Consider the following 26,606-nt stretch of genomic DNA (forward strand, 5'->3'; position numbering starts at 1 on the left):
CAATTGGAAATTAATCAACAAAACTTGCTTGAAATATTTGAAGAAGTTATTCAAGCGTTTGGAGAACCATTTATTTGGCGATGGGATGAGAAACATCAAGCATTATTAACTGAGTTTTCTCGGGATAAAAAAGAGTTATGTTTACCTAAGCTTCAACAATTTTTTCCGCACGAATGGAACAAAAAAACCATTAAGCAAGCACCTAAGGAGTTAAAGCTTCCGCTCGAGAACCTAGCTAAATTAACAAAGGAGCAGTTATTATTTAGCAAACCAAGTATTGGAGAATGTCCTGCCATAATGGCACTTTGGTGGCCTTGGGGTCACGGAGGTACTTATTCGGTACGCTTAGTAGTTTTACAAAATAGTTACACGGTTAGTACGCCACAGAATAAAGGTTGGTGGGCCTCTATTAAAGAAAGGTTTACCGCGGATTACCTTTAACGATGCCATTATCCTGTAACATAAGGACAATGGCGTGAGTTATCTTAACGCTTTTAATCCATCTTAAGCGTATCAAAAGTATTTAATATTTAATCAAAGGCGATTATTTATTATTGTCTTTCATCATGTTTTTCATTAAATGCACTTCGTCATTTATATCTCTAAGCACTCGACTTAACCGAACTAGCGATTCGTTACTATGATCTTTTGTCGGCAACGAATCCTCTAGGTTAGATAATAACCTTTGTCGGTAATTTCTGTTGGTATTACGTTTAGAAAGCTTATCCATGCTATTTCTCTTTTTATAATTTTTAACGCGCATTGAATATACTCCCTTTTCATCGATTAGCCAATATTTGAGCTAAAAATAGTTGCATGTCCATAAAAAACCATATACTGTACATCCATACAGCATAATAATTTAAGGTTAAGGATTAAAAAATGATAGTAACAAAAAGCTTAAATATTAATGAGTTAACACCATGCAACTTTACTAATAATAAACCACGCACTTGGCTTAATATTCAAAATGCTGATAATGACCAACAACTTTCTCAACTTTATAGAAAGCTTTGTCAGCAACATAAGCACGAAAAAAAATGGATCTTGGTCATAAACCCTGAAGATCATTCATTAGAAAAACTAGCGAGTATTCATGGGATTGACGCATCTAAAATATTAAGAGTTAATATTAGTCAGCAAGCTTTTGATTTAGCGACTATCAATAATGTGTTATCAACAGGAAATTGTTCTGCTGTTATTCTTTCTAATACCACATTAAAAGAAAGTGAAATATCGCAATTAACTTATAGTGCTCAACAAGGTCAAACACAGTGCATTATGTTAAAAAGCAGATTTACCATCCACTAAAAAATTTCAAGGTATGATAAACTTACTATTTTTAACAACATCTTCTTAGTAGTGTTTGTATATGTTATGTCCGTGTGGAACAGGTAAAAAATTTGCAGTTTGTTGCTCAGCAATTATTGAAGGAAAAAAACAAGCAATATCTCCCGAGCAGTTAATGCGCTCTCGTTATAGTGCTTATGCAACGAAAAATGCACAATACCTTTTTGATACCTATGCAAATGCGACACAACAAAGTCAATCTGTGGAAGAAATTAAGCATTGGGCCAACTCATGCCAATGGATCAAATTGAATATTATCAATAGTTCATCAATTAACGATTCGAGCCTTTCTAAAGACTCATCTTTACCAACGGTTGAGTTTGAAGCGTTTTATTTAATTGGCAATAAAATGTACCTGTTAAGAGAAAAGTCACGCTTTACCCTTGAAAATACACTTCATACGGCTAGTAGTTCTAACAATAGTAAGCTAAATAACCAAATGAGATGGGTATACCTTGATGGTAATATTGTTGCTCATAACGAGATTAGCACAATAAAAAGAAACGCTCCCTGCCCTTGTAGTATTAATCAAAACAAAACCGTGAAAAAGAAGTTTAAACATTGTTGTGCAAAACACTAAAATATTGTTAAGAAATGGCTCCGATGATTTAAATTTAACAATCAACAACTAAAAGGCACGAATAAGTGAGTTAACAACACTTAGTTAATCAAAGGTGCTTTTACAATAGAAGATTCAATACCGTCTAACCATCCTTTAACATTATACGTTAATCGTTGCGCAAGATCCGTTACATTAGTGCTATGCTTTTTTTGACAATATAAGGTCGTGTTATTCATGATGTCGGTAGCAATATGCTTTTTATCATCGTAGAAAGATATAGGCTTAGGATTTAACGCATTTTCAAGACGAATGCTGGCAAGTTGACCATCAACAACATTTTGAGCTTGATTAAACTGGGAGAGTTCTTCAATATTTTTAATGCTTAAAGGCGCTTTTTGGGGGAGCTGTAAGTCTTTTCTTAATTGGATTTCTATATCTTGCTCGCATGGCGCCTGTGCAATTGGCAATGAAAATTGACTATGCTCTCTAACATCATCACATAACATTGCTAACATTAATGAAAAGTCTGATCTCCGTTTACTTTGAATGCATTCACCAAGCTTTACACCGAGCTGCAATTCGTTGATCAGAATGTTATTTTCTACTGCTACTTGCACTTATAGATGCTCATTTACATTACCTATACATGCTATCGGCAGATAAAATAAAATAATGAGCATATTTAAAAATTAAATTAATAAACTAACTTAACTGCCTTACTCCTTTTAACATTAAAAGAATAATTGGTGTTTTTAATAAACAACGGGCCAAGTTAAAGTAAATGCCGCTCCGCCTAGCTCACTGTCACCCACTGTAGCACTGCCATGGTGCCATTCCATGATCCTAGCAACGATCGCTAAACCTAAACCAAAACCGCCAGTTTCACGATTTCGACTTTGATCCCCACGTGAAAAAGCATCAAAGATCACTTGTTTAAAATCATCAGAAACGCCCTCTCCATTATCTTCAATACAAATAACACATTCGCGATTGCTTTTTGAAATCACGTTTTCAGATAAAGTGATACGCACTTTACCTCCGCCATATTTTATCGCATTAGTGATAAAGTTATTTAAGGCACGTCCAATAAAGTGTTCGTCATAATCAACGACTAAATGATTAGTATTATTAACAAACTCTATTTCACCGTTAAATTGATTATGACTAGCAATATGGTGCTCGACTAAATAAGAAATTTGAGACGTGGAAATATTTAAATCCGGCTTATCACTATCAAATGCCGCATAAACTAACATTTCATTAATGAGTTCTTCTAGCTCAACAATATCTCCTGTAATTTGATCGATATATTTTGTTTTTTTATCTTGATCATTAGTAGATGCTAACATTTGCAATGCAAATTTAGAGCGCGCTAATGGGGTTCTTAATTCATGTGAAACAGCGCTAGAAAGCTCTTTATGTGCTTCAATTAAACGCTTAATACTACCCGCCATCATATTAAATGACTTCATCATAGAACTCATCATTGTCGATTTAGCACTTGGCGCTCTGCTGGTAAAATCACCTTGACCAAAGTTAGCCGCTGTTTTTTGCAGTTCGTCTAAATCTCTTGATACCGGCCATAGCCATATAAAAATTAACACTCCAAAAACAGCTAATATTAATACTCGTATCAGTGCTTCAACTCTCGGCCTGGTAGGCATTTGTGCAGGTCCTAAATTGATCATCATGTCACTGTCATTTAATTCGTGATGGATTGTAACTTCATCATTATGGTAGCAAACGTGAGTTCTGTCCTTCTTTATGTATTGATGATCAAAGTGCTCTATCGCTTCAAACTCTTTTAAAGGCACTAAACTTAAAGTGAGTTGGTAACGCTCACTCGCTTCTTTAATTATCTCTTCCCATTCCTCTTTAGGGTGTTTTTCAACATAATCACCTACAGCAAGTAGCATTGTTTTATAACCAGTATAAGACTCTATATCTTGTTCTAAATAAGAGCTCCACGCTTCATCTAATAACCATGAAAAGATTATAAAAGTTGTTATAACAATGAAATAAAGACTAAAAAATGAGCGATGAAGCTTCATATAACATGTACCTGAAATGAGAGAAAATTAACGATAGTTAGATTTATTTACCGATGAAACTAAAAAAGACGAAGTATATCTATCAATATATTTCGTCTTTTAACCTTTATTGATTAACTCCATGCATCAGGAACAAATAAATAACCTTGTCCCCAAATGGTTTTTATTCTAAAAGGGGTTTCGTTAGAGTCATGCAATTTTTTACGTAATCTTGAAATTCTAACATCAACACTTCTGTCTAAACCGTCATATTCACGACCAACTACCGCCTTATAGATGTAATCACGGTTCTGAACCTCACCCGCACGGCTAGATAGCAACCAAAGTAAATCAAATTCTTGACTGGTAAGGTCAATTATTTCACCATTTAATACTACTTGTCTTGAGGCTCTATTAATATGTAATTGACCACAATTAACTTCAGCAACTTCTTTACCACCTACAGGTAAATTTCCTCGACGTAATAAGGCATTGATTCTTGCAGATAATACCCTCGGCTCTACTGGTTTAATGACATAATCATCGGCACCAATTTCTAACCCCAATACCTGATCAAAGTCAGTAGCTTTGGCTGTTAACATTAAAACGGGTCCAGAATAAGCTGGGCGTAATTCTTTACATACGGTAAAACCGTCTTTACCTGGCAACATTATATCTAAAATAATAAGATCGGGAGTAAACAACTCTACGCGTTTAGCAACAGTGTCACCTCTAAACTCTTGCTTTACGTGGAAGCCTTCTCCTGTTAAGAATTCAGTGACTAAGTCAGACAGCTGACGATCGTCTTCTACTAATAATATTTTTTTACTGACGAATTAGAATCCGACATAATGATACTCCCTATGTTAAATATGCAAAGGCCAGAGGCGCTTATATTTAATAACATACTTAAACGGTTTAATTAACTGAAATAACAATGTTTATATACTTTAAGCTAGATTAAACAAGTTACAGGACATTAACAATATGATGTACAAGATGCTGTTCAACTTTTACATTATGTAACAAATCACTGTAAGCACATTTAAATAGTAGACTTATTACTGCCTTTGAAACTATTTTTAACTCTACTCTATATGAATTTTCTGCTAGCATTTAGCCAAATTTTTTTAATAGTAAAGACTCTCCATGAAAATCATCTCTTTTAACATAAACGGTTTACGCGCTCGCCTTCATCAATTACAAGCGATTATCGATAAACATCAACCTGATATCATTGGATTGCAAGAAATTAAAGTACATAACGATGCATTCCCTGTTGCCGATGTTGAAGCCATGGGTTACCACGTTTATTTTCATGGACAAAAAGCACATTACGGTGTGGCCATGTTATGTAAGAAGAAACCTGAACATGTACAAATGGGTTTCCCAAGTGATGACGAAGATGCTCAAAAAAGAATGATAATGGTCAGCACGCTTAACGAAAAAGGTGAGAAAATAACTGTACTCAATGGTTATTTTCCTCAAGGTGAAAGTATTCACCACGAAACTAAATACCCTTATAAGCGTCAATTTTATCTTGATTTAATGCAATACCTTAATGAAAACCACAGCCCAGAAGATAATGTGGTGGTTATGGGCGATATTAACATTTCTCCTATCGATTTAGATATTGGCATTGGCGAGCCAAATAAAAAGCGTTGGTTAAAAACAGGTAAATGCAGCTTTCAACCAGAAGAGCGCCAATGGTTAAAAACGTTAATGGATTGGGGATTTACTGATACTTTCAGAGCAGAATTCCCTGACGTTGATGATAAGTTCTCATGGTTTGATTATCGCTCAAAAGGCTTTTTAGATAACCGTGGTTTGAGAATTGATGTGGTGCTAGCGACCCCTTCTTTAGCTCAAAACTGTATTGAAACAGGCATAGATTATGAATTACGCGGTATAGAGAAGCCTTCTGATCATGCGCCAATTTGGTCAACATTTAAGTAATGAACATACAAGATACACAATATCAATGCCCTCTGTGCCAGCAATTATTAGTGTTGGTAGACAAAAGCTTTAGGTGTCAAAACAATCATAGTTTTGATCAAGCTAAGGAGGGCTACGTCAACCTACTACCTGTTCAACATAAACATTCTAAAGATCCTGGCGACAACAAAGCAATGGTTAATGCCCGTCGCGCTTTTTTAACACTGGGGTTTTACCAACCCCTTGTTGATGAAATCACCGGGTTATATAAAGCGTTAAGCCATGAGAATTCAGTCGTTCTTGATGCAGGTTGTGGTGAAGGTTTTTATACCCACCAACACAAGACTGATAAAAATACAGTTTATGGAATTGATATTGCTAAAACTGCAGTAAAAATTGCAGCAAAGCGATATAAAGACTGTTCATTTAGTGTCGGTACCTTATCTAAACTTCCCTTTAATGATAATTATATTGATTGGATGTACTCAGTGTATGCACCGATTTTAGAAGAAGAGTTTAGTCGCGTATTAAAAAAACAAGGTTATTTACTGACAGTCACCCCTGCTGATAATCATTTATTAGAATTAAAGTCACTCATCTATCGTCAAGCAAATAAGCATGACACCCAAAAAGATCCTATTCAAAATTTAGCACTAGTTAAAGAGCAAAGGCTGAATTACAAGATGAACTTTACTCAAGGTGAAGATATTATTAATTTACTATCAATGACACCTTTTGCTTTTAAAACCACACCAGAGTTGTTAGATACGTTAAAAAATAAAACGTCATTTACTTGCCAGGCAGATTTTTTAATTCGTTTATATCAAAAAAATTAGGGACTGTTGATTGTGCGAGTTGAATATTGTTCAAGATAAAAATAAAAAAATTATGCAACGCCCTAGTTTTTTATTGTAATGCTTATTGGTGTGATAGTTTGTTATAGGAAATATTAAGTAATTTAGCTAAATCTAAATAACGAGGCTTACTGACTGATAATTTAATACTGCCACCCTGCTCATTTATTTTAGCAACACCTTCTTTGTACCAAGATGATAAAGAAGGTGGTAAAAACTTATCCGCTTTTAACCCTAACATTACCAAAGCCTGAAGCGGCATGCTTAAAATAAAAATACCATAGGTTAACGCTTGCGGCAAAATGGCAATAGAGCCAAAGTATAACTGCCCAATAACACTTAACAAGGCTACAGTTGGAAAATAGCGATAAACAAAACGGCTTATTTGTATCGCTTTATATTCGGAAAAATATACACTTAACTCAGCTTTTTCAGGCCAAAGCTTCATATATTTTTGACCAAGTTTAATCACTTGAAAAACATTCATACTCATAGATAAGCCTTAACTCACAACAATGAACAACAAGACACGTCGTCTTTAACTGTAAAGATAGCATAAATTTACTCATTTATTTTACTGTTCGAGCACACTATTTTAGATTTTATTATAATAGATCATTATTTATTGTGTTAAATACCGCTATATTGAGTTTATTAACTTATTCAATACAACTTATACAGATATCAATATGCCAAACGATTGTCATCAACAAAATGTACTTGTTATTAACTGTGGTAGCTCATCAGTAAAATTTTCTTTAATCAATCCCAATTCAGGACATTCACTGCTTTTCGCTATAGCTGAACGACTGAACACTGAAAGTGCAGTTCTGAAAATAACACCCCTAACAAATAATCAAAATAAGCCTAACACTGAAATAATACAGTGCATTTCTTCTCCTTATGCTCATAAAGAAGCAATAAACTTGCTAGTTAACTACTTAAGCCAACAACAACTTATTCAGCAGATTCAAGCAATAGGTCATCGTGTGGTACATGGTGGTGAACACTATAGTCAACCAACCTTAATTACCCCAAGTGTCATTAATCGTATTGAAGAATTAAGCCAATTAGCACCTTTACATAACCCTGCTAATGTTGTCGGCATAAAAGCAGCACAGCAAGCCTTTAAATCGCTGCCTCAAGTCGCAATATTTGATACTGCATTTCATCAAACAATGCCAGATAAAGCCTACTTATATGCCATTCCATATAAATTTTATCAAGATAATGGTATTAGACGATACGGATTTCACGGAACCAGCCATTACTATGTTGCAAAAACCACCGCCGAATTAATCAATAAGCCTTTAGAGACGTGCTCTTTTATTAGCGCTCATTTAGGCAATGGCTGTAGTATTACAGCTATTAAAAATGGGCAAAGTGTCGATACAAGCTTAGGATTTACTCCACTTGAAGGGGTCATGATGGGCACTCGCAGTGGTGATATAGACCCCGGAGTTATATTTTATTTAATAGACCAACTCAATTACAGCACAGAAGAAGTTAATCACTTATTGAATAAGCAAAGCGGCCTGTTAGGTGTCTCTGGCATTAGTAACGATTGCCGCAGTTTAGAACAAGCTATGATTGAAAATAACGATAAACAAGCGAAACTTGCGTTAACTATTTTTTGCTACCGAATAGCAAAAACCATCGCATCATTTTCAGCAAGCTTACAACAATTAGATGGTTTAATTTTCACCGGAGGTATTGGCGAAAACTCAAGCTATGTTAGAGCAGAAATATTAAAACAACTCACGTTACTTAACTTTGCAGTGGATGAAGTAAACAATCAAAAAACAAAAGGCGGTCAATCAGGCCCTATTCATCAATCAAATAGTCGATCTTGCTGGGTAATACCTACTAATGAAGAGTGGGTAATTGCCCAGCAAGCTCATCATTTATTAGCTAATCCTGATACGAATGCAATTAATCAAAAATAATAAGGCCAAATTATGTCACATCGAATAATGTTAATTCCCGTAGGGTTTGGCGTTGGGCTCACTAGTGTTTCTATGGGTTTACTACACGCTTGCCAACAAAAAGGGATAAAAGTCGCTCATTTTAAGCCCATTTCTCAGACCACACGCAATGTTATTGCGAACCAAGAGAGTGTGGTAGCAAGCATTAGTTTATCTGAAAACGATAACGCCATCCCTTTAAGTGATATTGAAAAACAAATTGGTGCAGGTTTGCACGATGTTGTCTTAGAAAAAATTGTGGAGAACTTTAATCATTTTGATCAAGGGCAAGATGTAATAATTATTGAAGGTTTAATACCAACAACACGACAACCCTATGCCGGCAGAATTAATCGCGATGTTGCCCAAGCCCTTTCCGCAGATATTGTTCTCGTTGCCGCCCCCGATTATGACACCCCTGAAAATTTTGTAGAACGCATAGAGGTTAGCGCCGACACATATGGCGGAATTAAAAATAAAAGAATGTTAGGTTGCATCATTAATAAACTCAATGCGCCCGACCAAGATAAATATGGCTTACTGCCAGCAGACGATGATATAGAACAAAACTTCGATGCCACTCAGTGGCAATCTCTTACCCTATTTAATAATAAAAATTTTCACTTATTAGGTACGGTTCCTTGGGAGCATGATCTTATTGCCCCACGAGTTATTGATATATGTCACTATTTAAATGCTGATATAATTAATGCAGGCGATATGGCACACAGACGAATAAGAAGTGTCGCTTTTTGTGCCCGAACTGTAGGAAACTTGGTTAGCTATTTAGTGCCTAGTCGCTTAATTGTAACGCCTGGAGATCGTACAGATATCATTATCGCAACCTGCTTATCCGCCTTAAACGGCACAAAAGTGGGTGCATTAATATTAACGAATGGCTTTGTCCCCGACCAACAAGTACTTAATTTATGCCAGCAAGCACTTGATGCCGGTTTACCTGTATTATCTGTTCCTTGGGATACGTGGCAAACTTCTCGACACATCATGAACTTTAATCCAGAAATCCCACAAGATGATGTTCAACGTCACGATAAAGTCAAACAACATGTTGCAGACAATCTCAAGGAGGACTGGTTAGATAAATTGGCAACCAGCTCTAAAGTTATAAATCCTCTTTCCCCACCTGCATTTAGGCATAAATTAACCGAATTGGCTAAGCAAGCCAATAAACTGATCATTTTGCCTGAAGGAACAGATGTAAGAACGATAAAAGCAGCCGCCATTTGCGTTGAAAGGCAAATAGCACGATGCCAATTACTAGGAAATAAAGACGAAATTACTCGAATTGCCGAACAACAAGGAATACAGTTGCCCGAAGGTTTATTAATTACAGACCCTGAAAATATTAGAGAGAATTATGTTAATCCTATGGTTGAGCTTAGAAAGCACAAAGGCTTAACTGATGTAATAGCAATTGAAAGCTTAAAAGATAATGTTACTTTAGCAACAATGATGTTAGCTTTAGGGCAAGTTGACGGCTTAGTATCTGGTGCAGTAAACACAACAGCAAATACCATAAAGCCTGCATTACAGCTTATTAAAACGGCACAAGGCAGCTCTTTAGTTTCCTCTATATTTTTTATGCTGCTACCAGATCAAGTGCTAGTGTATGGTGACTGTGCGATAAACCCTGAGCCTAATGCCGAGCAACTTGCCGATATCGCGATCCAATCTGCTGACTCTGCTAAACGCTTTGGTATTGATCCTAAAGTAGCGATGATAAGTTACAGTACCGGAAGCTCTGGGCGTGGAGCAGATGTTGAGAAAGTAGTTGAAGCAACCAAAATTGCCAAACTTAAACGACCTGACTTGATCATTGATGGTCCACTGCAATACGATGCAGCAATAATGGAAAACGTTGCACGTAAAAAAGCCCCCAATAGCCCTGTTGCAGGTAAAGCAACCGTTTTTATCTTCCCAGATTTAAATACCGGTAATACAACCTATAAAGCGGTTCAACGTTCAGCTGATTTAGTCAGTATTGGTCCAATGCTACAAGGAATGAGGAAACCCGTTAATGATCTCTCTAGAGGAGCATTAGTTGACGATATTATTTATACAATCGCATTAACTGCAATTCAAGCAGAGTCACATCTTTAAGTATCAAAACAACGGTTTATTATAATATAAGCCGTTATTTTAACGATGTTAGACTTGATATAGCTAAACTCATTATTTAATTGTGTTTTATAGAAACAATAAAGTACTCAAAAAACGCACTGCTATTTATACTCATTAAAAACAAACAGTTACTTGCTTACCAATACTTTATCCACAACGATACCCACAGCTATTGTGGATATAATAAATCATCATCCATTGTTATATAACCAACAAATAACACTTATAACATCCAAAAACATTAGCTTGCACACAAAAAACACAAGGAACACTTAAAATCAATACTTTTCTAAATAAATAGCGTTTTAAAAAATATACTCATGTAGAAGATAAAGAAAACATTAAGTAAATTCTTTCCGCTGTCATTCTAGAGTTAATGGTTAATTCTAGGTATAGTAAGAGGATAAATTTCTATTTAAAAGTATGGTCTATGTCTAAGTTAACTTTAAAATTAATTTCAGAAAACTTCTCTATACATAGCTTAGCTGTTAACAGTCAAATTCCTTCAGAGGTTTTCAAGGCACCTATCTATTTTATTGCTAAAACGTTTGAAGAAATCTCAATTGTATTACCTAGTCATTATCAATTGCCAAGCGATGATGTTGAGTCAGGTTGGTCTGCTCTTGAAGTTGTAGGGCCATTAGATTTTTCTCTTACAGGTATTTTGTCAAATATATCATCGGTGCTAGCTGCAGAAAAAATTAGTATTTTTGCTATATCTACTTTTGATACTGATTATATCTTAGTAAAAAATGAAACCGTTAAAGCCGCAATTTCAGCATTACGCTTGAATCACTATCAAGTAATAACTGCATAGTTTTATTCTCAATTTAAATACGACAAATTATAAAAAGTAAGGAAAAACATGATCACTCTTTATGGTATTAATAACTGCGACACCGTAAAAAAAGCTCAGAAATGGTTACAGCAACAAAACATAGAATACACATTTCATGATTTCAAAAAGCAAGGACTATCAGCAAATTTATTAACTGAGTTAGTCGAGCAAAGTGAATGGTCTGTTCTTTTAAACAAGCGCAGCACCACGTTTCGTCAGTTACCCGATGAAATTAAAAACAACTTAACCGATGACAATATGTTTAATGCCGCTCTCGAACAACCAACATTGCTTAAAAGACCATTACTTCAACTTAATAACCAACTACATTTAGGGTTTAAAGACAGTCAATATCAGGAGTTATTTTAAGTGAATAACTTTAATAACACGCAATACCTTAAATCAGCCGAGCTTGATGTTATTGAACTGGCGTGCGAATTAATATCTCGCCCTTCTATTACCCCCAAAGATGAAGGCTGCCAAGAACTAATCGCACAAATTTTATCTCAATCAGACTTTAATCATGAAAGCATGGTATTTGAAGACACAACAAACTTGTGGTCCAGACGTGGGCATCAAGCACCCGTGTTTTGTTTTGCTGGTCATACCGATGTTGTACCGCCAGGCGATTTAGCTCAATGGTTTACCCCGCCATTTGACCCAACGATTCATAATGGTAAATTATTCGGTCGCGGTGCAGCAGATATGAAAGGCTCATTAGCGGCAATGTTGGTAGCAACGTCGAGGTTTGTTAAAGATTATCCCGATCATAAAGGATCTATCGCGTATTTAATTACCAGTGATGAAGAAGGCCCCTTTATTAATGGCACCACAAGAGTCATTGACGCCTTAGAAGCACGCAATGAAAAAATCACCTACTGTATTGTTGGCGAACCCTCAAGTAGCAACGCTGTTGGTGATGTAATTAAAAATGGCCGTCGAGGCTCTATCTCAGGTGATTTAATAGTTAAGGGAAAACAAGGACATGTCGCTTACCCTGAACATGTTGTCAACCCTATCCATCAAGCAATGCCTGCGTTAAGTGAGCTTAGCCAAGTTCATTGGGACAATGGAAACGCATTTTTTCCTCCAACAAGCTTTCAATTATCTAATATTAACTCAGGCACTGGCGCAACAAATGTTGTTCCTGGGCAGTTAACAGCGCAGTTTAACTTGCGATTTAGCACCGAATTAACCAATGAAATTATCGTCAATAAAGTGACTGACTTACTCGACAAACACCAACTCGATTATCAGTTAACTTGGACTTTTAATGGTAAACCTTTCATCACAGAGCCAGGGAAGTTTTTAAACGCTGTCAGCCAAGCTGTTATTGATACCATGGGAGTAGCTCCTGAAATTTCCACATCCGGCGGTACCTCTGATGGTCGATTTATCGCACCAACAGGCGCAGAGGTTATAGAACTAGGTCCATGTAATAGCACCATTCATCAAATTAATGAATGTGTTGGTTGTGACGAACTTATTAAACTCGTTGATATTTACTACAAAAGCCTTGTAAAGGTTTTATGCTAGGATTAATAAACGATGCTTAATAATGTTGATAACCAACTAACTCACAAACAACTAGTCGGCATGAACAGCAGCCATATACATTGGTATACCCCAAAAATGGGAGTGCACCAAAAGATGTATCATGCCTTTGAAAAAATGCAAGCAGCAGCAAAACAAGATCAAATAGATTTGCAAATTGCTAGCGGCTTTAGAAGCTTTGAGCGTCAGTTACAGCTTTGGAATAATAAATTCACTGCTAAGACTCCTATTAAAAATATTGCAGGCAAAACTGTCGAAATTAATAATTTGACTGAACAAGAGAAAATTCATGCTATTTTAACTTATTCTGCTTTACCGGGTGCGAGTCGTCATCACTGGGGAACAGATATTGATGTCTATGCCCCTAACCTCTTACCTAACAATGCTCAGCTACAATTAGAGCCTTGGGAATATGAACCAACCGGCCCTATGGGGTTATTAAGTCATTGGTTAGAGAAAAATTGCCACAACTTTGATTTTTACTTTCCCTATGATCGCTATCGAGGCGGTATAGCACATGAGCCTTGGCACATGTCGTATGCACCATTAGCTGATAATTTTGAGCAGCAATTGACTGTCGAAATTTTAATTAAGGTTTTACATTCATCAGAAGTTGCAGGGAAAAGTGCTATTATTGAAAATATTGATGGCATTTATCATAACTTCATTAACAACATTAATAAGCGGTAACGAGATCATTATGGATAACTGGTTAACTATTACAATTATTGTTATTGTTTGTGCGATATTCATTGGTAATTTAAGCACTTTTCAAAAAAATGCAAAAACACCATTACGTAAAAAAGGCCTAAATGATTTAAAAGAAACTCTCCCGAGAAATCATAAAAAAGATCATAAAATGGCAACTATAAAAACAAAAAACTCCGATTAACGGAGTTTTTTTTAATTACTAGCTTTTATTAAATGGCTTTAATAAATATCTCTAAATGACAATCCTGGCTCCATCACCGGAAAGATTCGCTCTAATGTCTCGGCAGGAACAACATTTCCATCAGCATCATAAATCGTCACAGCAGTTTGGTTTGCTATTTTGGTTAACTTTATTTGATATTTAGCATCAGCTATATCAACTACAGGTGGCTCGTCGCCCCAAATAGAGTCCCAAATGCCAATATCAGGACGTGTAAAATCAACATAATATATTTTTTCAGATTCATTTAAATCACTGATAACAAAACCGTGTTTTTCAAAGAAAACAGGCATATTAGTCCACAGGTAGTCAGCTTCCATCTCTACGATATAAGCTGGCTCTTCTTCAGGGTTTTCACCAATAGCGACCATTTGCTTATTCGCTCTCATTAAACGAATTTCTCTTTGCTCTAAGCGATACATATAATCAACTTGCGCAATAATCTCATTGATCATCGCCATTTCTTGGCGTTGTTTATCAATAGGATCTATCTTCGTCTCGCCGGTAACATTGTCTTTGAACTCAATCAATGACACTTGCAGTGATACACTACGACCATGAGGTTTAGTCACTAAAGTATATTTAAATCGTGAGCTTTTTGACAATTCGATGCTTTTAAAAAGCCAACCGGTTTCTGCTTCTTCATGAAACCAACCCGACTCATAGGTTGTAGTTTCACCTGCGACAGGCGTTAACTCAACATTGGCAGCTGACAAATCGTTTTCTAAAGCGGTTTGTATAAACTCAAGCATGCCTTTAGTTTCTAACACTTGATCAAACCAAATAATTGACTCTTCAGAATCAGCAATAACACGAGAAGAAGCTGCAACAGGTAATACTAAAGAAGGCGCTCTTACATCTACCGCTTTTCCTACAGGTCCATTGTGATTAATATCATTGGAAACTTGAAAATCACGGTGCTCTTTAGGCTTATCCATATTTTGAGGAATAACTAATGGTTTTGCTTCTGGTGTTTGTGCGTATTTAAAATCGCCTACGGCACGCTTGTTATCAACATTGCTACTACATGCCGAAACGGTTAAAGCTAATAAAGAGAAAACTGCTATACAACGACTCATCGTTACTCCTGAAAATAGAAATCTAAATCTATACCTATTTACTAAATTTATTAGCGATGAGCTAAAATAAACCCGTAAATATTCGCAACTTTGATAAGCACAAAGTGACTTAGTTCCAAAAAGTTTTAATTGGTAACTATTTAACACATTTAAATAGGTAAAAAATTAATTAGAGGGACCACTAATTTTATTGCGCTCCATGGTACTTGCCTGTATTTACAAACACAAGAAGTCAATGAGCTTTTATTGACTTTTTCGCTAAAATTACAACCAACATAGTTAATTGAGCATTTCTTTTTTGAGCAAAGAAGGTACAATAGCGCGTCAAAAATTCACATAGGACATTTAATGTCACAATATTTAGTATTAACTGCTATGGGAGCTGACAGAACAGGGAGTGTTAGTGAGTTAACTAAATTAGCAAGTGAGTGTGGTTGTAATATAACAGACAGCAGAATGGCTGTTTTTGGATTAGAGTTTACATTTATCATGTTGCTTAAAGGTGATGCCAAAGCCATTAATCAAATTGAAGCTAAACTTCCTGCTATCGCTGTAGAGTTAGAGCTCATCACTATGATGAAGCGTACCTCTGGTTATAAATCACAAGAATTAACCCATCATTATCAAGCAGAATATGCGGGTATTGACCAACCGGGGTTACTAAAAGCAACGACTGCTTTTTTTGCAAACCGAAGTATTGATATTTCATCTTTGAAATCAGATATTAACCAAAATAATAATACCATGACAGCGAATGTATTGTTTTCACTCACCAAAAATACCAGTATTGATGAGTTAGAAAATGAATTTTTAGCGTTGTGCGAACAAATAGGTGTGCAAGGTTGCATTAAAAATGCAGACTCAAATTTATTATAAAAAAAGGAGTAACTATGAACACTTTAACTGTAGGTGATGAAGCACCACTTTTTACTTTACTTGATGAAAATAACCACTCGATTGCCCTGACTGACTTTATCGGTAAAAAACAAGTGTTAGTATATTTTTACCCTAAAGCTATGACACCGGGTTGTACGGTGCAAGCTCAAGGTTTACGTGATAGTAAATCAGAACTTGAAGCTGCTAATACCGTGGTTTTTGGTATTAGTCCTGATGAACCTAAACGCTTAGCTAAATTTTGCCAACGTGATGAATTAAATTTTACTTTACTATCAGACGTTGATCATAAAGTTGCCGACGCATTTGGTGTTTGGGGCTTGAAAAAATTTATGGGAAAAGAATACGATGGCATTCATCGTTTAAGCTTTTTAATTGGCTTAGACGGAAAAATCGCACATGTTTTCAATAAATTTAAAACCAAAGATCATCACGAAGTTGTTTTAGCTACCTTACAAGGCTAAATACAAGCAACCGATAATAAAAAACCACGAAGTATCGTGGTTTTTTATTCTTTAAATTATATTATTTATTTCATTACAATAGAGTGTTTTTAAATCACTTCTTCTAGCTGAGTAGACGACCACGCATTAAGTACTGCTTTAACAAGTGTCGCTAATGGAATCGCAAAGAATACGCCCCAAAATCCCCAAAGACCGCCAAATAATATAACCGCAACAATAATGGTAACTGGATGAAGGTTCACCGCCTCAGAAAATAATAAAGGTACTAATAAATTACCATCAAGTGCCTGAATAATACCGTAAGCAAGCATCACATATCCAAACTCACTCGTAGCTCCCCATTGAAACAGCGCCACAAGAACCACAGGAATAGTTACAATAGTTGCTCCCACATAAGGCACAAGTACAGATAGCCCGACTAATACGCCTAACAGCACAGCATAATTAAGGCCAAGAATTACAAAAGCGATGGTTGACGCTATACCAATCACTAATATTTCTATGAGTTTTCCGCGGATATAGTTCAGTATTTGCTGATACATTTCATTACTCACCTGAACAGCCATTCTGCGTTCATTAGGCAAGTATTGCTTAAAACTCTCAAGTAAATCTTTTTTATCTTTCAAAAAGAAAAACACCATTAAAGGCACAAGAATAAAGTAAATCATTAGCGCAACAAGATCGGAAATAGAGTTTAAGGAAGCTTGTAAAATAACTTGTCCCCACTCGATAATTTTATCGTTAACTAATTCGATAAATGTTTCAATTTGCTCAGCTTTTATTAACTCAGGGTATTGCTTAGGAAGTGTTAATAAATAAGACTTCCCTTCGGTAATCATATGCGGAATTTCTTGTAATAAACTACTGCTTTGTCGCCACACGATAGGAAACAGTCCCAAGATAGCGATAAGGGAAAGTCCAATAAAAGCACTAACAACCACGACAACAGAACTTAACCTAGAAAAGCCAACATGAATGAGTCTGTTTACCGGTAGGTCTAATAAAAAAGCAATAGCGACAGCAACAAATACTGGCATTAGCAAGTCGCTAAACAAATAAACAAATAAAACTGAACAAACTAAAATAAACACTAGCGTAACCGCATGAGGATCTGAAAACTTCCTCTGATACCATTGGCTAAAATATTTGACCATACAATTAACTTACCTATTCTTTAATGAACACATGGAATACAAAACGTATTAACTTTCTATTTGTACTTGTAAAACATTTGAATTAATCACTTTTTCAGTAAACAAGTACCCTTGTTTTTTTAACAATTTAGGAATGTCTGTAATTGACCCTTTATCACTAATTTGAATAATACAAGTATCGCCACGCTTCATTTTTTTTAAAATAACGCGCATTTTCACTAACGGCAATGGACACTTTTCTTTCGTTGCATCATATTCATATAACATAACAAAAACTTTGAAAATAACTTTTGTTTAATTATCTATTTTGCGACAATTGATTACAATCAATACATCGCTTATTTTTATAAATCTTTTATGATAACTAATAATTGGGTCGTAAACATTAAGGAAATCATTCATCTATGAACAATTTACCTGACACCCCATCACTAAAAGAGATAACCGCGTTAAAAAAGAAAATTACCTGGGGTGATGTGCCGGCAATCTATCATATGGTTTCATCATCTATTGGCGATCTTGATGGTATTTTAACTCATGGCTTTGACAGTGCTTATAAACGTTTGCTCAATAAAAGCACCTGGAACCTTGATTTACTTGATGGATATAAAGATACGCAAGGTAATATTCACGTCAAAAATAAAGCACAACTGATTTTACGCCATAATTATAGTGATATGGGCTATGAACTGCATTGCTACCCTATTATCAATGGTGAAGTAATCTCTAGAACCGTAAAAGACGACGCCCGATGTCCCTTTCTTTGTTGGTACCCTGAAAGCATGCAGATGTTATTTCGCATAAATAGCTTTGTTGCCTTTAGTATTTTTGCCTTCCAAAGTGGTGACGAAGCAGATATGCAGCTCATCAAACACGCTTATGTACGCGTTGAAAATTTAATTGATATTCTTAGGGAATCTTTTGATATTATTGACGTCAAAGGAAGGAACATTGCTGAGTTTTATCAAGAAATTAATAACCGTCAAGGCAATATACTCTCTGCAGACTCTCTTAATCACCCATCAGAATAATTGGATCAAACTTGTTTAAACTAAAACCTTTAATTTTAGCGACAACCTTAACGTCTATGCTACTTTCTCCCATGTCACTAGCATCTAAAAGCAATAAAAATAAACTCCCTGAAATTGGTGCAGCGGGCTTTAGTATTTTGTCCATTGATAAAGAACGTTTAATTGGCGTTGCTATGATGAAACAACTTAGAGCTTCGCAACCGCTGATAAACGACCCCGTACTTATTGAGTATATCAACCACTTAGGTAATCAGTTAGTCAAAAATGCCCAAGATGTTAATTACGGTTTCGAATTCTTTTTAATCCGCAATCAAGAACTTAACGCTTTTGCTTTTTTTGGCGGTCATGTTGGTATTCACAGTGGCTTAATTACCGAAGCTGATACTGAAAGTGAACTAGCTTCTGTTATTGCCCATGAAATATCTCACGTTACTCAGCGACACCTTGCGAGACGCCTTGAAAGTCAAAGCCAAACGCAAGCCCTGTCAATGGCGGGATTAGTATCAGGCATATTACTCACTTTAGTAAACCCAACAGTGGGTATGGCAACATTAATGGGCAGCATGGCATTGACACAACAAGCTAGCATCAATTATACCCGTGGTAATGAAAAAGAAGCCGATCGTGTTGGCATTGCTCTGCTGTCTAGCAGCGGATTTGACCCACAAGGTGCGCCTGACTTTTTTGCTAAAATGTCTGAAAAATACCGTTATAGAAGCACGCCACCTGCGATGCTATTAACACACCCTATTCCAGCTTCTCGAATAACTGATGCTAGACAAAGAGCTCATAGCTTACCAGCGCGTACCATTCCGCCAAGCTTAAGTTTTGAATTAGCAAAAGCCAGAATTATTGCTCGGTATGAGTCTAATCCCAAAAGCAATATTACACGTTATAAACAACAACTTTATAAAAAAACTTATGCTTTAAAAGCAGGTGCTGAATATGGGCTTGCATTGTCTTATTTTGAAAATAAACAATATCAAGAAGCTAAAAGTATACTTGAGCCATTATTTGCTCAAGACCCACACAACTTGTTTTATGCTGATGTTTTAAGCGATGTATATATCGGCCTTAAACAGTTTGACAAAGGGGTTGAAATGCTTAGTCGTCTAGACTTATTCATGCCTTACAATCAGGTAGTCACACTCAATTACGCCAGTGTATTACAAGCGGCAGAGCAATATGATAAAGCAACGCAAATGCTACAAGACTTTCTCATTAAAAAACCAGGAAACTTTATTGCATACGACATATTAACCGAACTTTATAAAAAACAAGGTGACATGGCATTAATGCATACCAGTAAAGCTGAGTTACTGGCATTATTAGGCGCATATTCTCCTGCTATTGATGAATTGCACACAGGATTTAATTTTGCAAAAGAAAATCCATTACTCAAGAAAAGAATCAAGGCTAGAATATTACAATTTCAAGCAGAAGAAGATAAACTTAAACGCTTGTAGCATCTACTTCAAAATTAATTGTTTTAATAATTTTATCATTCAAATTTATCACCACTAAAAGAGATACTCATGTTAACTATTTACCATAATCCTCGCTGTTCAAAAAGCAGACAAACACTACAACTTATTGAACAAGCTAATAAAGAAGTAACAATTGTTGAATATTTAAAAACGCCGTTAGATGTAAGCCAAATTAAACAATTATTATCTCTATTAAATGTTTCGCCCATTGATATGATGCGGACCAAAGAAGAAACATTTAAAGCGCTCAGCCTTAAACAAGCCAATGATGAGCAGTTAATTCTAGCTATGGCAGCTCACCCTAAGCTAATTGAACGCCCAATTGTTACCAACGATACAGCGGCAATTATTGGTAGACCTCCTGAAAATGTTTTAACAATACTATAAACCTTGTTTTATTAATATTTTACAAAGAGCTAAATGAGTCAATGAGTAAAAAACAAAGAATATCGACCCCTAACTTAAAAAAACTCACATTAATCAGTTACTTTTCTTTACTGATTTTTATGCCGTTATGGCTACTTGTGTTAAATCCTAGTAGTGGTCTTTCTCCTGCATTATCGGTAGCCATGTTTACACTGCCGTTGTTATTTCCATTAAAAGGATTAGTACAAGGCAACCCGTATACTTATGCATGGTCTAGCTTTATTGTAATGATATATTTTCTTCACAGCTTAACGACATTGTGGGTATCGCCTGAAGACTTTATTTGGGCATCTATCGAATTAGTCTTAGCAACAGTGATGTTTTTAGCTGGCACCTATTATGCGAAATATAAAGGCCAAGAACTTGGTTTAAGTATTAGAAAGAAAAAAGAAGAGCAAGAATAAGCCCTGTTAACAATCTAAATTGTTATTGAGCTAAAATATCTTTAATAAATGGAATGGTGATTTTTCGTTGTTCTCGTATTGAAGCTTTATCTAATACATCAAGTGATTGAATTAAACTGCTCATATCACGACTTAAACGATTAAATAAAAATTTCACGACATCGTCAGACAAATGCAAACCACGTTGTTGCGCTCTAAATTGTAGCGCAACTACTTTTTCTTCATCATTCAAAAGTTTAACTTGCTCTACAAAGCCCCAACTTAACCGTGAAACTAAATCAGGTAAAGAGATCCCTAATTGGGTTGTACTCTGATTACCCGTAATAATCAGTAACTTATTTTGCTCAACAAGCCGATTATATAAGTCGAAAATAGCTTGTTGCCATTGTTTGTTGCCAGCAATAACATCTATATCATCTAAACACACTAAGTCGATATGCTCTAAGCCATCAAGCACTTCAACGGATAAATCTTTTAGTTCAGTAAACGATAAACACAAAGACGTTTTATTTAGTGTTTCTGCGTAAGCACTGCTGGCATGTAATAAATGAGATTTACCCACCCCATTAACACCAAACAAATAAAAACAATTTGAAGCATTAACGGCTGAAGCACATCCTTTCACAAATTGCTTAAGCTGATCGACAATGGTTTGGTTAGTAGTCGATTGATAACTCTCAAATGTTTCATCATCAGGCAACTGCACCGACAATGCTAATTGAGCAACCTTGCTCATGGTTTTCCCCAATAAAACACAGGCACAGCATCTTGAATAATTTCACCAAGTGGGTCGACGTATTGCTTTAGTTTATTATCTAACTTTAATGACGATAATAAAGCCGCTTTTGATCCTAATAAGTTCAGATTAAAACGACGATTATTGCCTTGTGCACTCACTAAGGTGATTGCATTAACCGAGGAAAGATCTTCTAAAAACTGCACAAGTTCAACATAAGCTTGCATTGAATCAATATTTGCCACATCAATTAACATCTCATTGTCGGTATTGGACGACAGCGCATATCCCTGATAAATAGCATCAGTAATATCCTCTAATGCTTGCGTTAACATTCCATCACTGCTTGAGCCTTGATATTGTTTTTTCGACGATTTAAGTACACTAGAGTTAAACAATGTCCAATCTAAGACATATTTTTCTGTGTTATTTTGCGTATCACAAAGGGGTTGGCAATCATCCAAAATATCGCCGTCTGCCAGCAAACTACTATTTGAAATGCGTACAACAACAATAATATCTGCACCATAGCGCTCAGACGCATCACTCACCGGAGACACAAACCTCCCCCACACATCGGTTTTAGAAAGCGTGGTCGAGTCAGTAAAGTCCATTAATGGCATAATTACAGGCAAACCACGCTCTTTAGCCACTTTATTAACAATAAATGGATAATTTGAGTGGCTCGATTCAGACAATATTTTGCGAGATAATCTATCTTCTTCGATGACCCATAATATGACTTGAGGTCTCAAACTGCCCCATAAAGGTAATTCGGCTTCTTGAAGCAAGGCATTAATTTTATCTTCATCAAAGCTTGCTTGTAATAACAAGACATTCTCATTTTGCTTTATTTTGTTAGATTGAGATAACGGAAGTTGTTTAATATTTTCACGAGAATAACTAAATTGAGTCACGTATAGACGATGGTTATTTACAGCTTTTCTCACCGTGCTATTAGTTAATACACTCTCTTGCCCACCTACTTTCACCAACACTGCTTGCATTGCTTTTTTTAACGCATTGTTTCGCTTCGCTGATGATTGAGAGGCTACAGGTACTTTTGCTTGATATAAGTCATTAACTTCAACGGCATTAATAGATGTTGATAAAGATAAAATAAAGAAACTACAAACAATAAAACAGGTTTTAATCATAGTTAATAAAAACAAGCCGAATAATCAATTTCATAGCCGTGATGTTACTTGTTTTTAACCCAGATTAAAAATAATTTCTTATAAAGATTTTATCCTTGGCTCAGCGCTGTTAGAATACGCACCTTTAAATACTGTCGGTAATTTTTGAGGTTTCCCGTGAGCGAACAAAAACAGTCCTTAAGCTATAAAGACGCTGGTGTTGATATTGATGCTGGTAATGCCCTTGTTGAAAACATTAAAGGTGCAGTAAAACGCACAACTCGTCCCGAAGTAATGGGTGGCTTAGGTGGTTTTGGCTCTGTATGCCAACTACCAACTGGTTATAAAGAGCCAGTTTTAGTAGCAGGTACTGATGGTGTAGGTACTAAATTGCGCTTAGCTATCGATTTAGCAAAACATGATACCGTTGGTATTGACTTGGTTGCGATGTGCGTTAACGATTTAATCGTTCAAGGTGCTGAACCATTATTCTTCCTTGACTATTATGCAACAGCTAAACTTGACGTTGATGTTGCTTCAGCGGTTGTTGAAGGCATTGCTGAAGGTTGTGTACGTTCTGGTTGTGCATTAGTAGGCGGCGAAACAGCTGAAATGCCAGGAATGTATCACAAAGGCGATTATGATATTGCAGGCTTTTGTGTAGGTGTTGCTGAAAAATCACGTTTACTTGACGGTAGTGAAGTAACCGCTGGTGATCAACTTATTGCTTTAGGTTCATCTGGTCCTCATTCAAACGGTTATTCTTTAATTCGTAAAGTACTAGAAGTAAATAGCACAGATACCAATGAATTGCTTAATGGTAAAAGCATTGGCGATCATTTAATTGAACCAACAAAAATTTACGTGAAATCAACATTAGCTTTACTTAAAGAGATTAATGTTCATGCACTATGTCACATTACCGGTGGTGGTTTTTGGGAAAATATTCCTCGTGTTTTACCTGAAGGCGCTAAAGCCGTTATTGATGGTAGCTCTTGGCAATGGCCTGAAATTTTCAACTGGTTACAAGAAAAAGGCAACATTACCACCCACGAAATGTACCGTACATTTAACTGTGGTGTAGGCATGGTTATCGCTGTACCTGCAGATAAACTTGAGCAAAGCATTGAACTGTTAAAAGCTAATGGTGAAGATGCTTGGCATATTGGCGCTATCGATAATGCGCAAGACAATGAAGAACAAGTTATCATTAATAATACAGTTGGAGCTTAGTTAAGCAATGCCAGAACTTCTTGCAAAACCTTGTAGAATTATTGTTTTAATTTCTGGTGGCGGAACGAATTTGCAGGCAATTATCGATGCCTGCAAACAAAAAAACTTTCCCGCTGAAATTGTTGGTGTCCTTTCTAATAAGGCCGATGCTTACGGGCTAACTCGTGCAAGTGAAGCCAATATTGAAACCATAGCCTTATCTCATAAAGCCTTTGATTCAAGAGAAAGCTACGATAAAGCGATGATGGCTGAAATAGATCAATTAGCCCCTGACCTTATCGTTTTAGCTGGCTTCATGCGTATTTTAACCGCAGATTTTGTCAGTCACTACCAAGGAAAATTACTCAATATTCATCCTTCATTATTACCTAAGTATCAAGGCTTGAATACCCATCAACGTGCTATTGATGCAGGTGATAATGTTCATGGCGTAAGTGTTCATTTTGTTACTGAAGAACTCGACGGCGGTCCAGTAATATTACAAGCAAAAGTGCCTGTTTTCCCTGAAGATTCCGCCGATGACTTAGCAAAACGTGTGCATGAGCAAGAGCATCGAATTTACCCATTAGTGGTTAAATGGTTTGCTTTAAAACGCTTAACAATGAACAATGAAAAAGCAGTACTAGATGGTAACAATTTACCGCTTGACGGTTATGCCAATGAAGAAGAATATAACTAATACTTAGTCTGAGTAATAATTCGTATTTTAGATAAAACAAGAGAATAGCAATGATTAATACCTTTAACCGTTTTACTTTATTAACTTGTTTTATCGCTCCTTTGTCATTAGCTCAAAGCCAAGAAATCGCTTCAGATACACCAGTTCAACCTTTTACTTCTACTTACAGCGTCATTCATAAATCAGATCCGGTGGGTACTGCCACTCGCCAACTTAAAAAACTAGCCGATGGTACCTTCGAGTACAGTTACCATAATCATATTGAGTGGTTAATATTTTCTGACGATCGACGGGAAACTTCAATTTTAACGGTTGATAACAATAAAGTTACCCCTTTAAGCTATCAGTATAATCGTTCAGGGACAGGTCGAGATAAGTTATATCACTGGACTTACAACCATACAGCGTCAACTGCTAAGAATATAAAAGATGAACGCACAATAAATGTTGATTTTACTAACGGTCTACAAGACAAGTTAAGCTACCATTTACAAAACAGAATCAACTTAATTAACGCCTATAAAGCACATACTGCTAATGAAACAGCAAAATTAGATAAGCAAACAACATTTACTTATCCCGTCATCAGTACCTCTGGCTCAATTAAAGATTATGTTTACCAGTATGATGGTGAAGAAGAGATTATTCTGCCTTACGGTTTAGTTAAAACCGTAAAATTTAAGCGTGAGGTACTCGATAAAAAAAGAGTGACCTATGCTTGGTTTGCACCAGAGCTCGACTTTTTACTAGTAAAACTTTATCAAGTGAAAGCCGGTGTTGAGCAATTTGAAGCTCAACTTACCTCAGTGACTATTGATAACAACTCAACGGTAAAATAACACACTCTACTTAGCGACTTTCTTGGCCACCAGTTGCAACAGACTCACCTAAACAAAACAAATGCCATTGCCCTGCTTCCATTTTATGCCAAGCTTCATTATCTGTTAGTGGACGTGTGGCGATAATAGTAACAACATCATTTAAAGTAGTGACTTCTTTAAAGTTAACCTGCATTTCAGCATCAATTAAATTTGCACTCCCAAAAGGTGCACGTCGGGTTATCCAATGTAAGTTATTAGAACAAAAAACAAATAAGCTTTCCCCGTCGGTTAACGTTAAATTAAAAACGCCTAAGTGATTAATTTTTTTACTGAGCTGAGCAACAAAAGCAAATAACACTTCTTTTTCAGGCTCTTTTTCAGCAAATTCCCCATGTATTTGATCTAATATCCAACAAAATGCATGTTCACTGTCTGTACTGCCAATAGGTAAATGCAGCTTAATAGGAAGTTCATCTTTGAAGTTTTTTAACTGTCCGTTATGTGCGTAAGTCCAATTTTTTCCCCACATTTGGCGAATAAAAGGATGAGTATTTTCTAAACACACTGCGCCAGAATTAGCTTGGCGAATATGGCAAATTACCGCTTCGCTTTTAATAGGATACTCTGTAACCAAGTGCGCAATAGGTGAATGTGCACTGGGCATAGGATCTTTAAAACTTCTACACCCCTTTCCTTCATAAAAAGTAATTCCCCAGCCATCTTTATGAGGACCAGTATTGCCACCTCTTTGCATTAATCCACTAAAGCTAAAACAAATATCGGTTGGCACATTAGCGCTCATTGCCAGGAGTTCACACATAAAAACATCTCTAAAAAAGTATTATCGATAAAAATACACAGTTAAAACGAATAAATAATTATATACTTAAAACGAACGTAAA

At 36.0% G+C, this 26,606-nt stretch carries 32 protein-coding genes; 21 read left to right on the forward strand and 11 right to left on the reverse strand.

Annotated elements, in window-relative coordinates:
* Positions 1-3: 3 nt before the first annotated feature.
* Positions 4-441 carry a hypothetical protein gene (locus AC27G3_RS08000; protein ID WP_487120458.1) on the forward strand — a complete coding sequence of 146 codons (438 nt, stop codon included), beginning with the start codon at positions 4-6 and terminating at the stop codon, positions 439-441.
* A gap of 103 nt (positions 442-544) precedes the next feature.
* On the opposite strand, the gene AC27G3_RS08005 is transcribed toward AC27G3_RS08000, so the two are convergent.
* Positions 545-730 (reverse strand): hypothetical protein, encoded by a 186-nt coding sequence (locus AC27G3_RS08005; protein WP_487120459.1) that lies wholly within the window; start codon positions 728-730, stop codon positions 545-547.
* Positions 731-882: 152 nt separating this feature from the next.
* On the opposite strand from AC27G3_RS08005, the gene AC27G3_RS08010 reads away from it, so the two are divergent.
* Positions 883-1,311 carry a hypothetical protein gene (locus AC27G3_RS08010; protein WP_487120461.1) on the forward strand — a complete coding sequence of 143 codons (429 nt, stop codon included), beginning with the start codon at positions 883-885 and terminating at the stop codon, positions 1,309-1,311.
* 61 nt (positions 1,312-1,372) lie between these two features.
* Positions 1,373-1,930, forward strand: coding sequence for a YchJ family protein (locus tag AC27G3_RS08015; RefSeq protein WP_487120462.1), 558 nt, complete (start codon positions 1,373-1,375; stop codon positions 1,928-1,930).
* A gap of 80 nt (positions 1,931-2,010) precedes the next feature.
* On the opposite strand, the gene AC27G3_RS08020 is transcribed toward AC27G3_RS08015, so the two are convergent.
* The 3 genes from AC27G3_RS08020 to AC27G3_RS08030 form a co-directional block, all read right to left on the reverse strand.
* Complete coding sequence (locus AC27G3_RS08020) at positions 2,011-2,529, reverse strand: VC2046/SO_2500 family protein (RefSeq protein WP_487120464.1); 519 nt, start codon at positions 2,527-2,529, stop codon at positions 2,011-2,013.
* 135 nt (positions 2,530-2,664) lie between these two features.
* Positions 2,665-3,963, reverse strand: a complete 1,299-nt coding sequence (locus tag AC27G3_RS08025; RefSeq protein ID WP_487120465.1) for an ATP-binding protein — start codon at positions 3,961-3,963, stop codon at positions 2,665-2,667.
* Positions 3,964-4,076: 113 nt separating this feature from the next.
* On the reverse strand, positions 4,077-4,763 hold the full coding sequence (locus AC27G3_RS08030; RefSeq protein ID WP_487120874.1) for a response regulator: 687 nt from the start codon (positions 4,761-4,763) through the stop codon (positions 4,077-4,079).
* A gap of 328 nt (positions 4,764-5,091) precedes the next feature.
* On the opposite strand from AC27G3_RS08030, the gene xthA reads away from it, so the two are divergent.
* Together xthA and rlmA are read left to right on the forward strand one after the other, a co-directional pair.
* Entirely contained in the window at positions 5,092-5,898 is an 807-nt protein-coding gene (xthA, locus tag AC27G3_RS08035) for an exodeoxyribonuclease III (RefSeq protein WP_487120467.1), read from the forward strand.
* Complete coding sequence (gene rlmA / locus AC27G3_RS08040; RefSeq protein ID WP_487120469.1) at positions 5,898-6,713, forward strand: 23S rRNA (guanine(745)-N(1))-methyltransferase; 816 nt, start codon at positions 5,898-5,900, stop codon at positions 6,711-6,713. Before xthA ends, rlmA begins: the two co-directional genes overlap by 1 nt.
* Positions 6,714-6,795: 82 nt before the next feature.
* Here the strand turns inward: rlmA and yfbV are convergent, their stop codons facing one another.
* Entirely contained in the window at positions 6,796-7,224 is a 429-nt protein-coding gene (yfbV, locus tag AC27G3_RS08045) for a terminus macrodomain insulation protein YfbV (protein ID WP_487120471.1), read from the reverse strand.
* Positions 7,225-7,420: 196 nt separating this feature from the next.
* On the opposite strand from yfbV, the gene AC27G3_RS08050 reads away from it, so the two are divergent.
* The 7 genes from AC27G3_RS08050 to AC27G3_RS08080 all read left to right on the forward strand — a co-directional run bounded on the left by AC27G3_RS08050 (position 7,421) and on the right by AC27G3_RS08080 (position 14,121).
* Positions 7,421-8,677 (forward strand): acetate/propionate family kinase, encoded by a 1,257-nt coding sequence (locus AC27G3_RS08050; protein WP_487120473.1) that lies wholly within the window; start codon positions 7,421-7,423, stop codon positions 8,675-8,677.
* A gap of 12 nt (positions 8,678-8,689) precedes the next feature.
* On the forward strand, positions 8,690-10,816 hold the full coding sequence (gene pta, locus AC27G3_RS08055; RefSeq protein WP_487120475.1) for a phosphate acetyltransferase: 2,127 nt from the start codon (positions 8,690-8,692) through the stop codon (positions 10,814-10,816).
* Between the two features lie 451 nt (positions 10,817-11,267).
* Complete coding sequence (locus tag AC27G3_RS08060; RefSeq protein ID WP_487120477.1) at positions 11,268-11,654, forward strand: ACT domain-containing protein; 387 nt, start codon at positions 11,268-11,270, stop codon at positions 11,652-11,654.
* Positions 11,655-11,702: 48 nt separating this feature from the next.
* Positions 11,703-12,044, forward strand: a complete 342-nt coding sequence (locus tag AC27G3_RS08065) for an ArsC family reductase (protein WP_487120479.1) — start codon at positions 11,703-11,705, stop codon at positions 12,042-12,044.
* Complete coding sequence (gene dapE, locus AC27G3_RS08070; protein WP_487120481.1) at positions 12,045-13,211, forward strand: succinyl-diaminopimelate desuccinylase; 1,167 nt, start codon at positions 12,045-12,047, stop codon at positions 13,209-13,211.
* Between the two features lie 12 nt (positions 13,212-13,223).
* A complete protein-coding gene (locus AC27G3_RS08075) occupies positions 13,224-13,919 on the forward strand; it encodes a M15 family metallopeptidase (RefSeq protein WP_487120483.1) in 696 nt (231 codons plus the stop codon).
* Positions 13,920-13,929: 10 nt separating this feature from the next.
* The gene (locus AC27G3_RS08080; protein WP_487120485.1) at positions 13,930-14,121 is read left to right on the forward strand and encodes a hypothetical protein; all 192 of its coding nucleotides are present in this window, start codon (positions 13,930-13,932) and stop codon (positions 14,119-14,121) included.
* Positions 14,122-14,159: 38 nt separating this feature from the next.
* On the opposite strand, the gene bamC is transcribed toward AC27G3_RS08080, so the two are convergent.
* On the reverse strand, positions 14,160-15,239 hold the full coding sequence (gene bamC / locus AC27G3_RS08085) for an NlpB/DapX family lipoprotein (RefSeq protein WP_487120487.1): 1,080 nt from the start codon (positions 15,237-15,239) through the stop codon (positions 14,160-14,162).
* A 348-nt stretch (positions 15,240-15,587) separates the two neighbouring features.
* Here bamC and AC27G3_RS08090 point away from each other — a divergent pair, with 348 nt between their 5' ends.
* Both AC27G3_RS08090 and bcp read left to right on the forward strand, forming a co-directional pair.
* Entirely contained in the window at positions 15,588-16,115 is a 528-nt protein-coding gene (locus tag AC27G3_RS08090; protein ID WP_487120489.1) for a glycine cleavage system transcriptional repressor, read from the forward strand.
* A gap of 14 nt (positions 16,116-16,129) precedes the next feature.
* Entirely contained in the window at positions 16,130-16,597 is a 468-nt protein-coding gene (gene bcp / locus AC27G3_RS08095) for a thioredoxin-dependent thiol peroxidase (RefSeq protein ID WP_487120491.1), read from the forward strand.
* A gap of 89 nt (positions 16,598-16,686) precedes the next feature.
* On the opposite strand, the gene AC27G3_RS08100 is transcribed toward bcp, so the two are convergent.
* Positions 16,687-17,751: an AI-2E family transporter gene (locus tag AC27G3_RS08100; protein ID WP_487120493.1), complete on the reverse strand. Its 1,065-nt coding sequence runs from the start codon at positions 17,749-17,751 to the stop codon at positions 16,687-16,689.
* A gap of 48 nt (positions 17,752-17,799) precedes the next feature.
* Positions 17,800-18,018 (reverse strand): sulfurtransferase TusA family protein, encoded by a 219-nt coding sequence (locus AC27G3_RS08105; RefSeq protein WP_487120495.1) that lies wholly within the window; start codon positions 18,016-18,018, stop codon positions 17,800-17,802.
* A 137-nt stretch (positions 18,019-18,155) separates the two neighbouring features.
* On the opposite strand from AC27G3_RS08105, the gene AC27G3_RS08110 reads away from it, so the two are divergent.
* The 4 genes from AC27G3_RS08110 (at position 18,156) to AC27G3_RS08125 (ending at position 21,099) form a co-directional block, all read left to right on the forward strand.
* Positions 18,156-18,782: a hypothetical protein gene (locus tag AC27G3_RS08110; RefSeq protein ID WP_487120497.1), complete on the forward strand. Its 627-nt coding sequence runs from the start codon at positions 18,156-18,158 to the stop codon at positions 18,780-18,782.
* 11 nt (positions 18,783-18,793) lie between these two features.
* Positions 18,794-20,248 (forward strand): beta-barrel assembly-enhancing protease, encoded by a 1,455-nt coding sequence (bepA, locus tag AC27G3_RS08115; RefSeq protein ID WP_487120499.1) that lies wholly within the window; start codon positions 18,794-18,796, stop codon positions 20,246-20,248.
* Between the two features lie 69 nt (positions 20,249-20,317).
* Positions 20,318-20,656, forward strand: coding sequence for an arsenate reductase (glutaredoxin) (gene arsC / locus AC27G3_RS08120; protein WP_487120501.1), 339 nt, complete (start codon positions 20,318-20,320; stop codon positions 20,654-20,656).
* Positions 20,657-20,697: 41 nt separating this feature from the next.
* Positions 20,698-21,099: a DUF2069 domain-containing protein gene (locus AC27G3_RS08125; RefSeq protein WP_487120503.1), complete on the forward strand. Its 402-nt coding sequence runs from the start codon at positions 20,698-20,700 to the stop codon at positions 21,097-21,099.
* Between the two features lie 22 nt (positions 21,100-21,121).
* On the opposite strand, the gene hda is transcribed toward AC27G3_RS08125, so the two are convergent.
* Positions 21,122-21,835 (reverse strand): DnaA regulatory inactivator Hda, encoded by a 714-nt coding sequence (gene hda, locus AC27G3_RS08130; RefSeq protein ID WP_487120504.1) that lies wholly within the window; start codon positions 21,833-21,835, stop codon positions 21,122-21,124.
* The gene (locus AC27G3_RS08135) at positions 21,832-22,992 is read right to left on the reverse strand and encodes a DUF2066 domain-containing protein (RefSeq protein ID WP_487120506.1); all 1,161 of its coding nucleotides are present in this window, start codon (positions 22,990-22,992) and stop codon (positions 21,832-21,834) included. Before AC27G3_RS08135 ends, hda begins: the two co-directional genes overlap by 4 nt.
* Positions 22,993-23,148: 156 nt before the next feature.
* Here AC27G3_RS08135 and purM point away from each other — a divergent pair, with 156 nt between their 5' ends.
* The 3 genes from purM to AC27G3_RS08150 are packed head-to-tail and all read left to right on the forward strand — an operon-like array spanning position 23,149 to position 25,722.
* Positions 23,149-24,204 carry a phosphoribosylformylglycinamidine cyclo-ligase gene (gene purM / locus AC27G3_RS08140; protein ID WP_487120508.1) on the forward strand — a complete coding sequence of 352 codons (1,056 nt, stop codon included), beginning with the start codon at positions 23,149-23,151 and terminating at the stop codon, positions 24,202-24,204.
* A 7-nt stretch (positions 24,205-24,211) separates the two neighbouring features.
* Positions 24,212-24,883 carry a phosphoribosylglycinamide formyltransferase gene (purN, locus tag AC27G3_RS08145; protein ID WP_487120510.1) on the forward strand — a complete coding sequence of 224 codons (672 nt, stop codon included), beginning with the start codon at positions 24,212-24,214 and terminating at the stop codon, positions 24,881-24,883.
* A gap of 50 nt (positions 24,884-24,933) precedes the next feature.
* Positions 24,934-25,722 (forward strand): DUF3108 domain-containing protein, encoded by a 789-nt coding sequence (locus AC27G3_RS08150; protein WP_487120512.1) that lies wholly within the window; start codon positions 24,934-24,936, stop codon positions 25,720-25,722.
* Positions 25,723-25,732: 10 nt separating this feature from the next.
* Here the strand turns inward: AC27G3_RS08150 and AC27G3_RS08155 are convergent, their stop codons facing one another.
* Positions 25,733-26,524, reverse strand: coding sequence for a class II glutamine amidotransferase (locus tag AC27G3_RS08155; RefSeq protein ID WP_487120514.1), 792 nt, complete (start codon positions 26,522-26,524; stop codon positions 25,733-25,735).
* Between the last annotated feature and the right edge of the window lie 82 nt (positions 26,525-26,606).

The sequence above is a fragment of the Colwellia sp. SU-HH01217 genome (assembly GCF_057543495.1).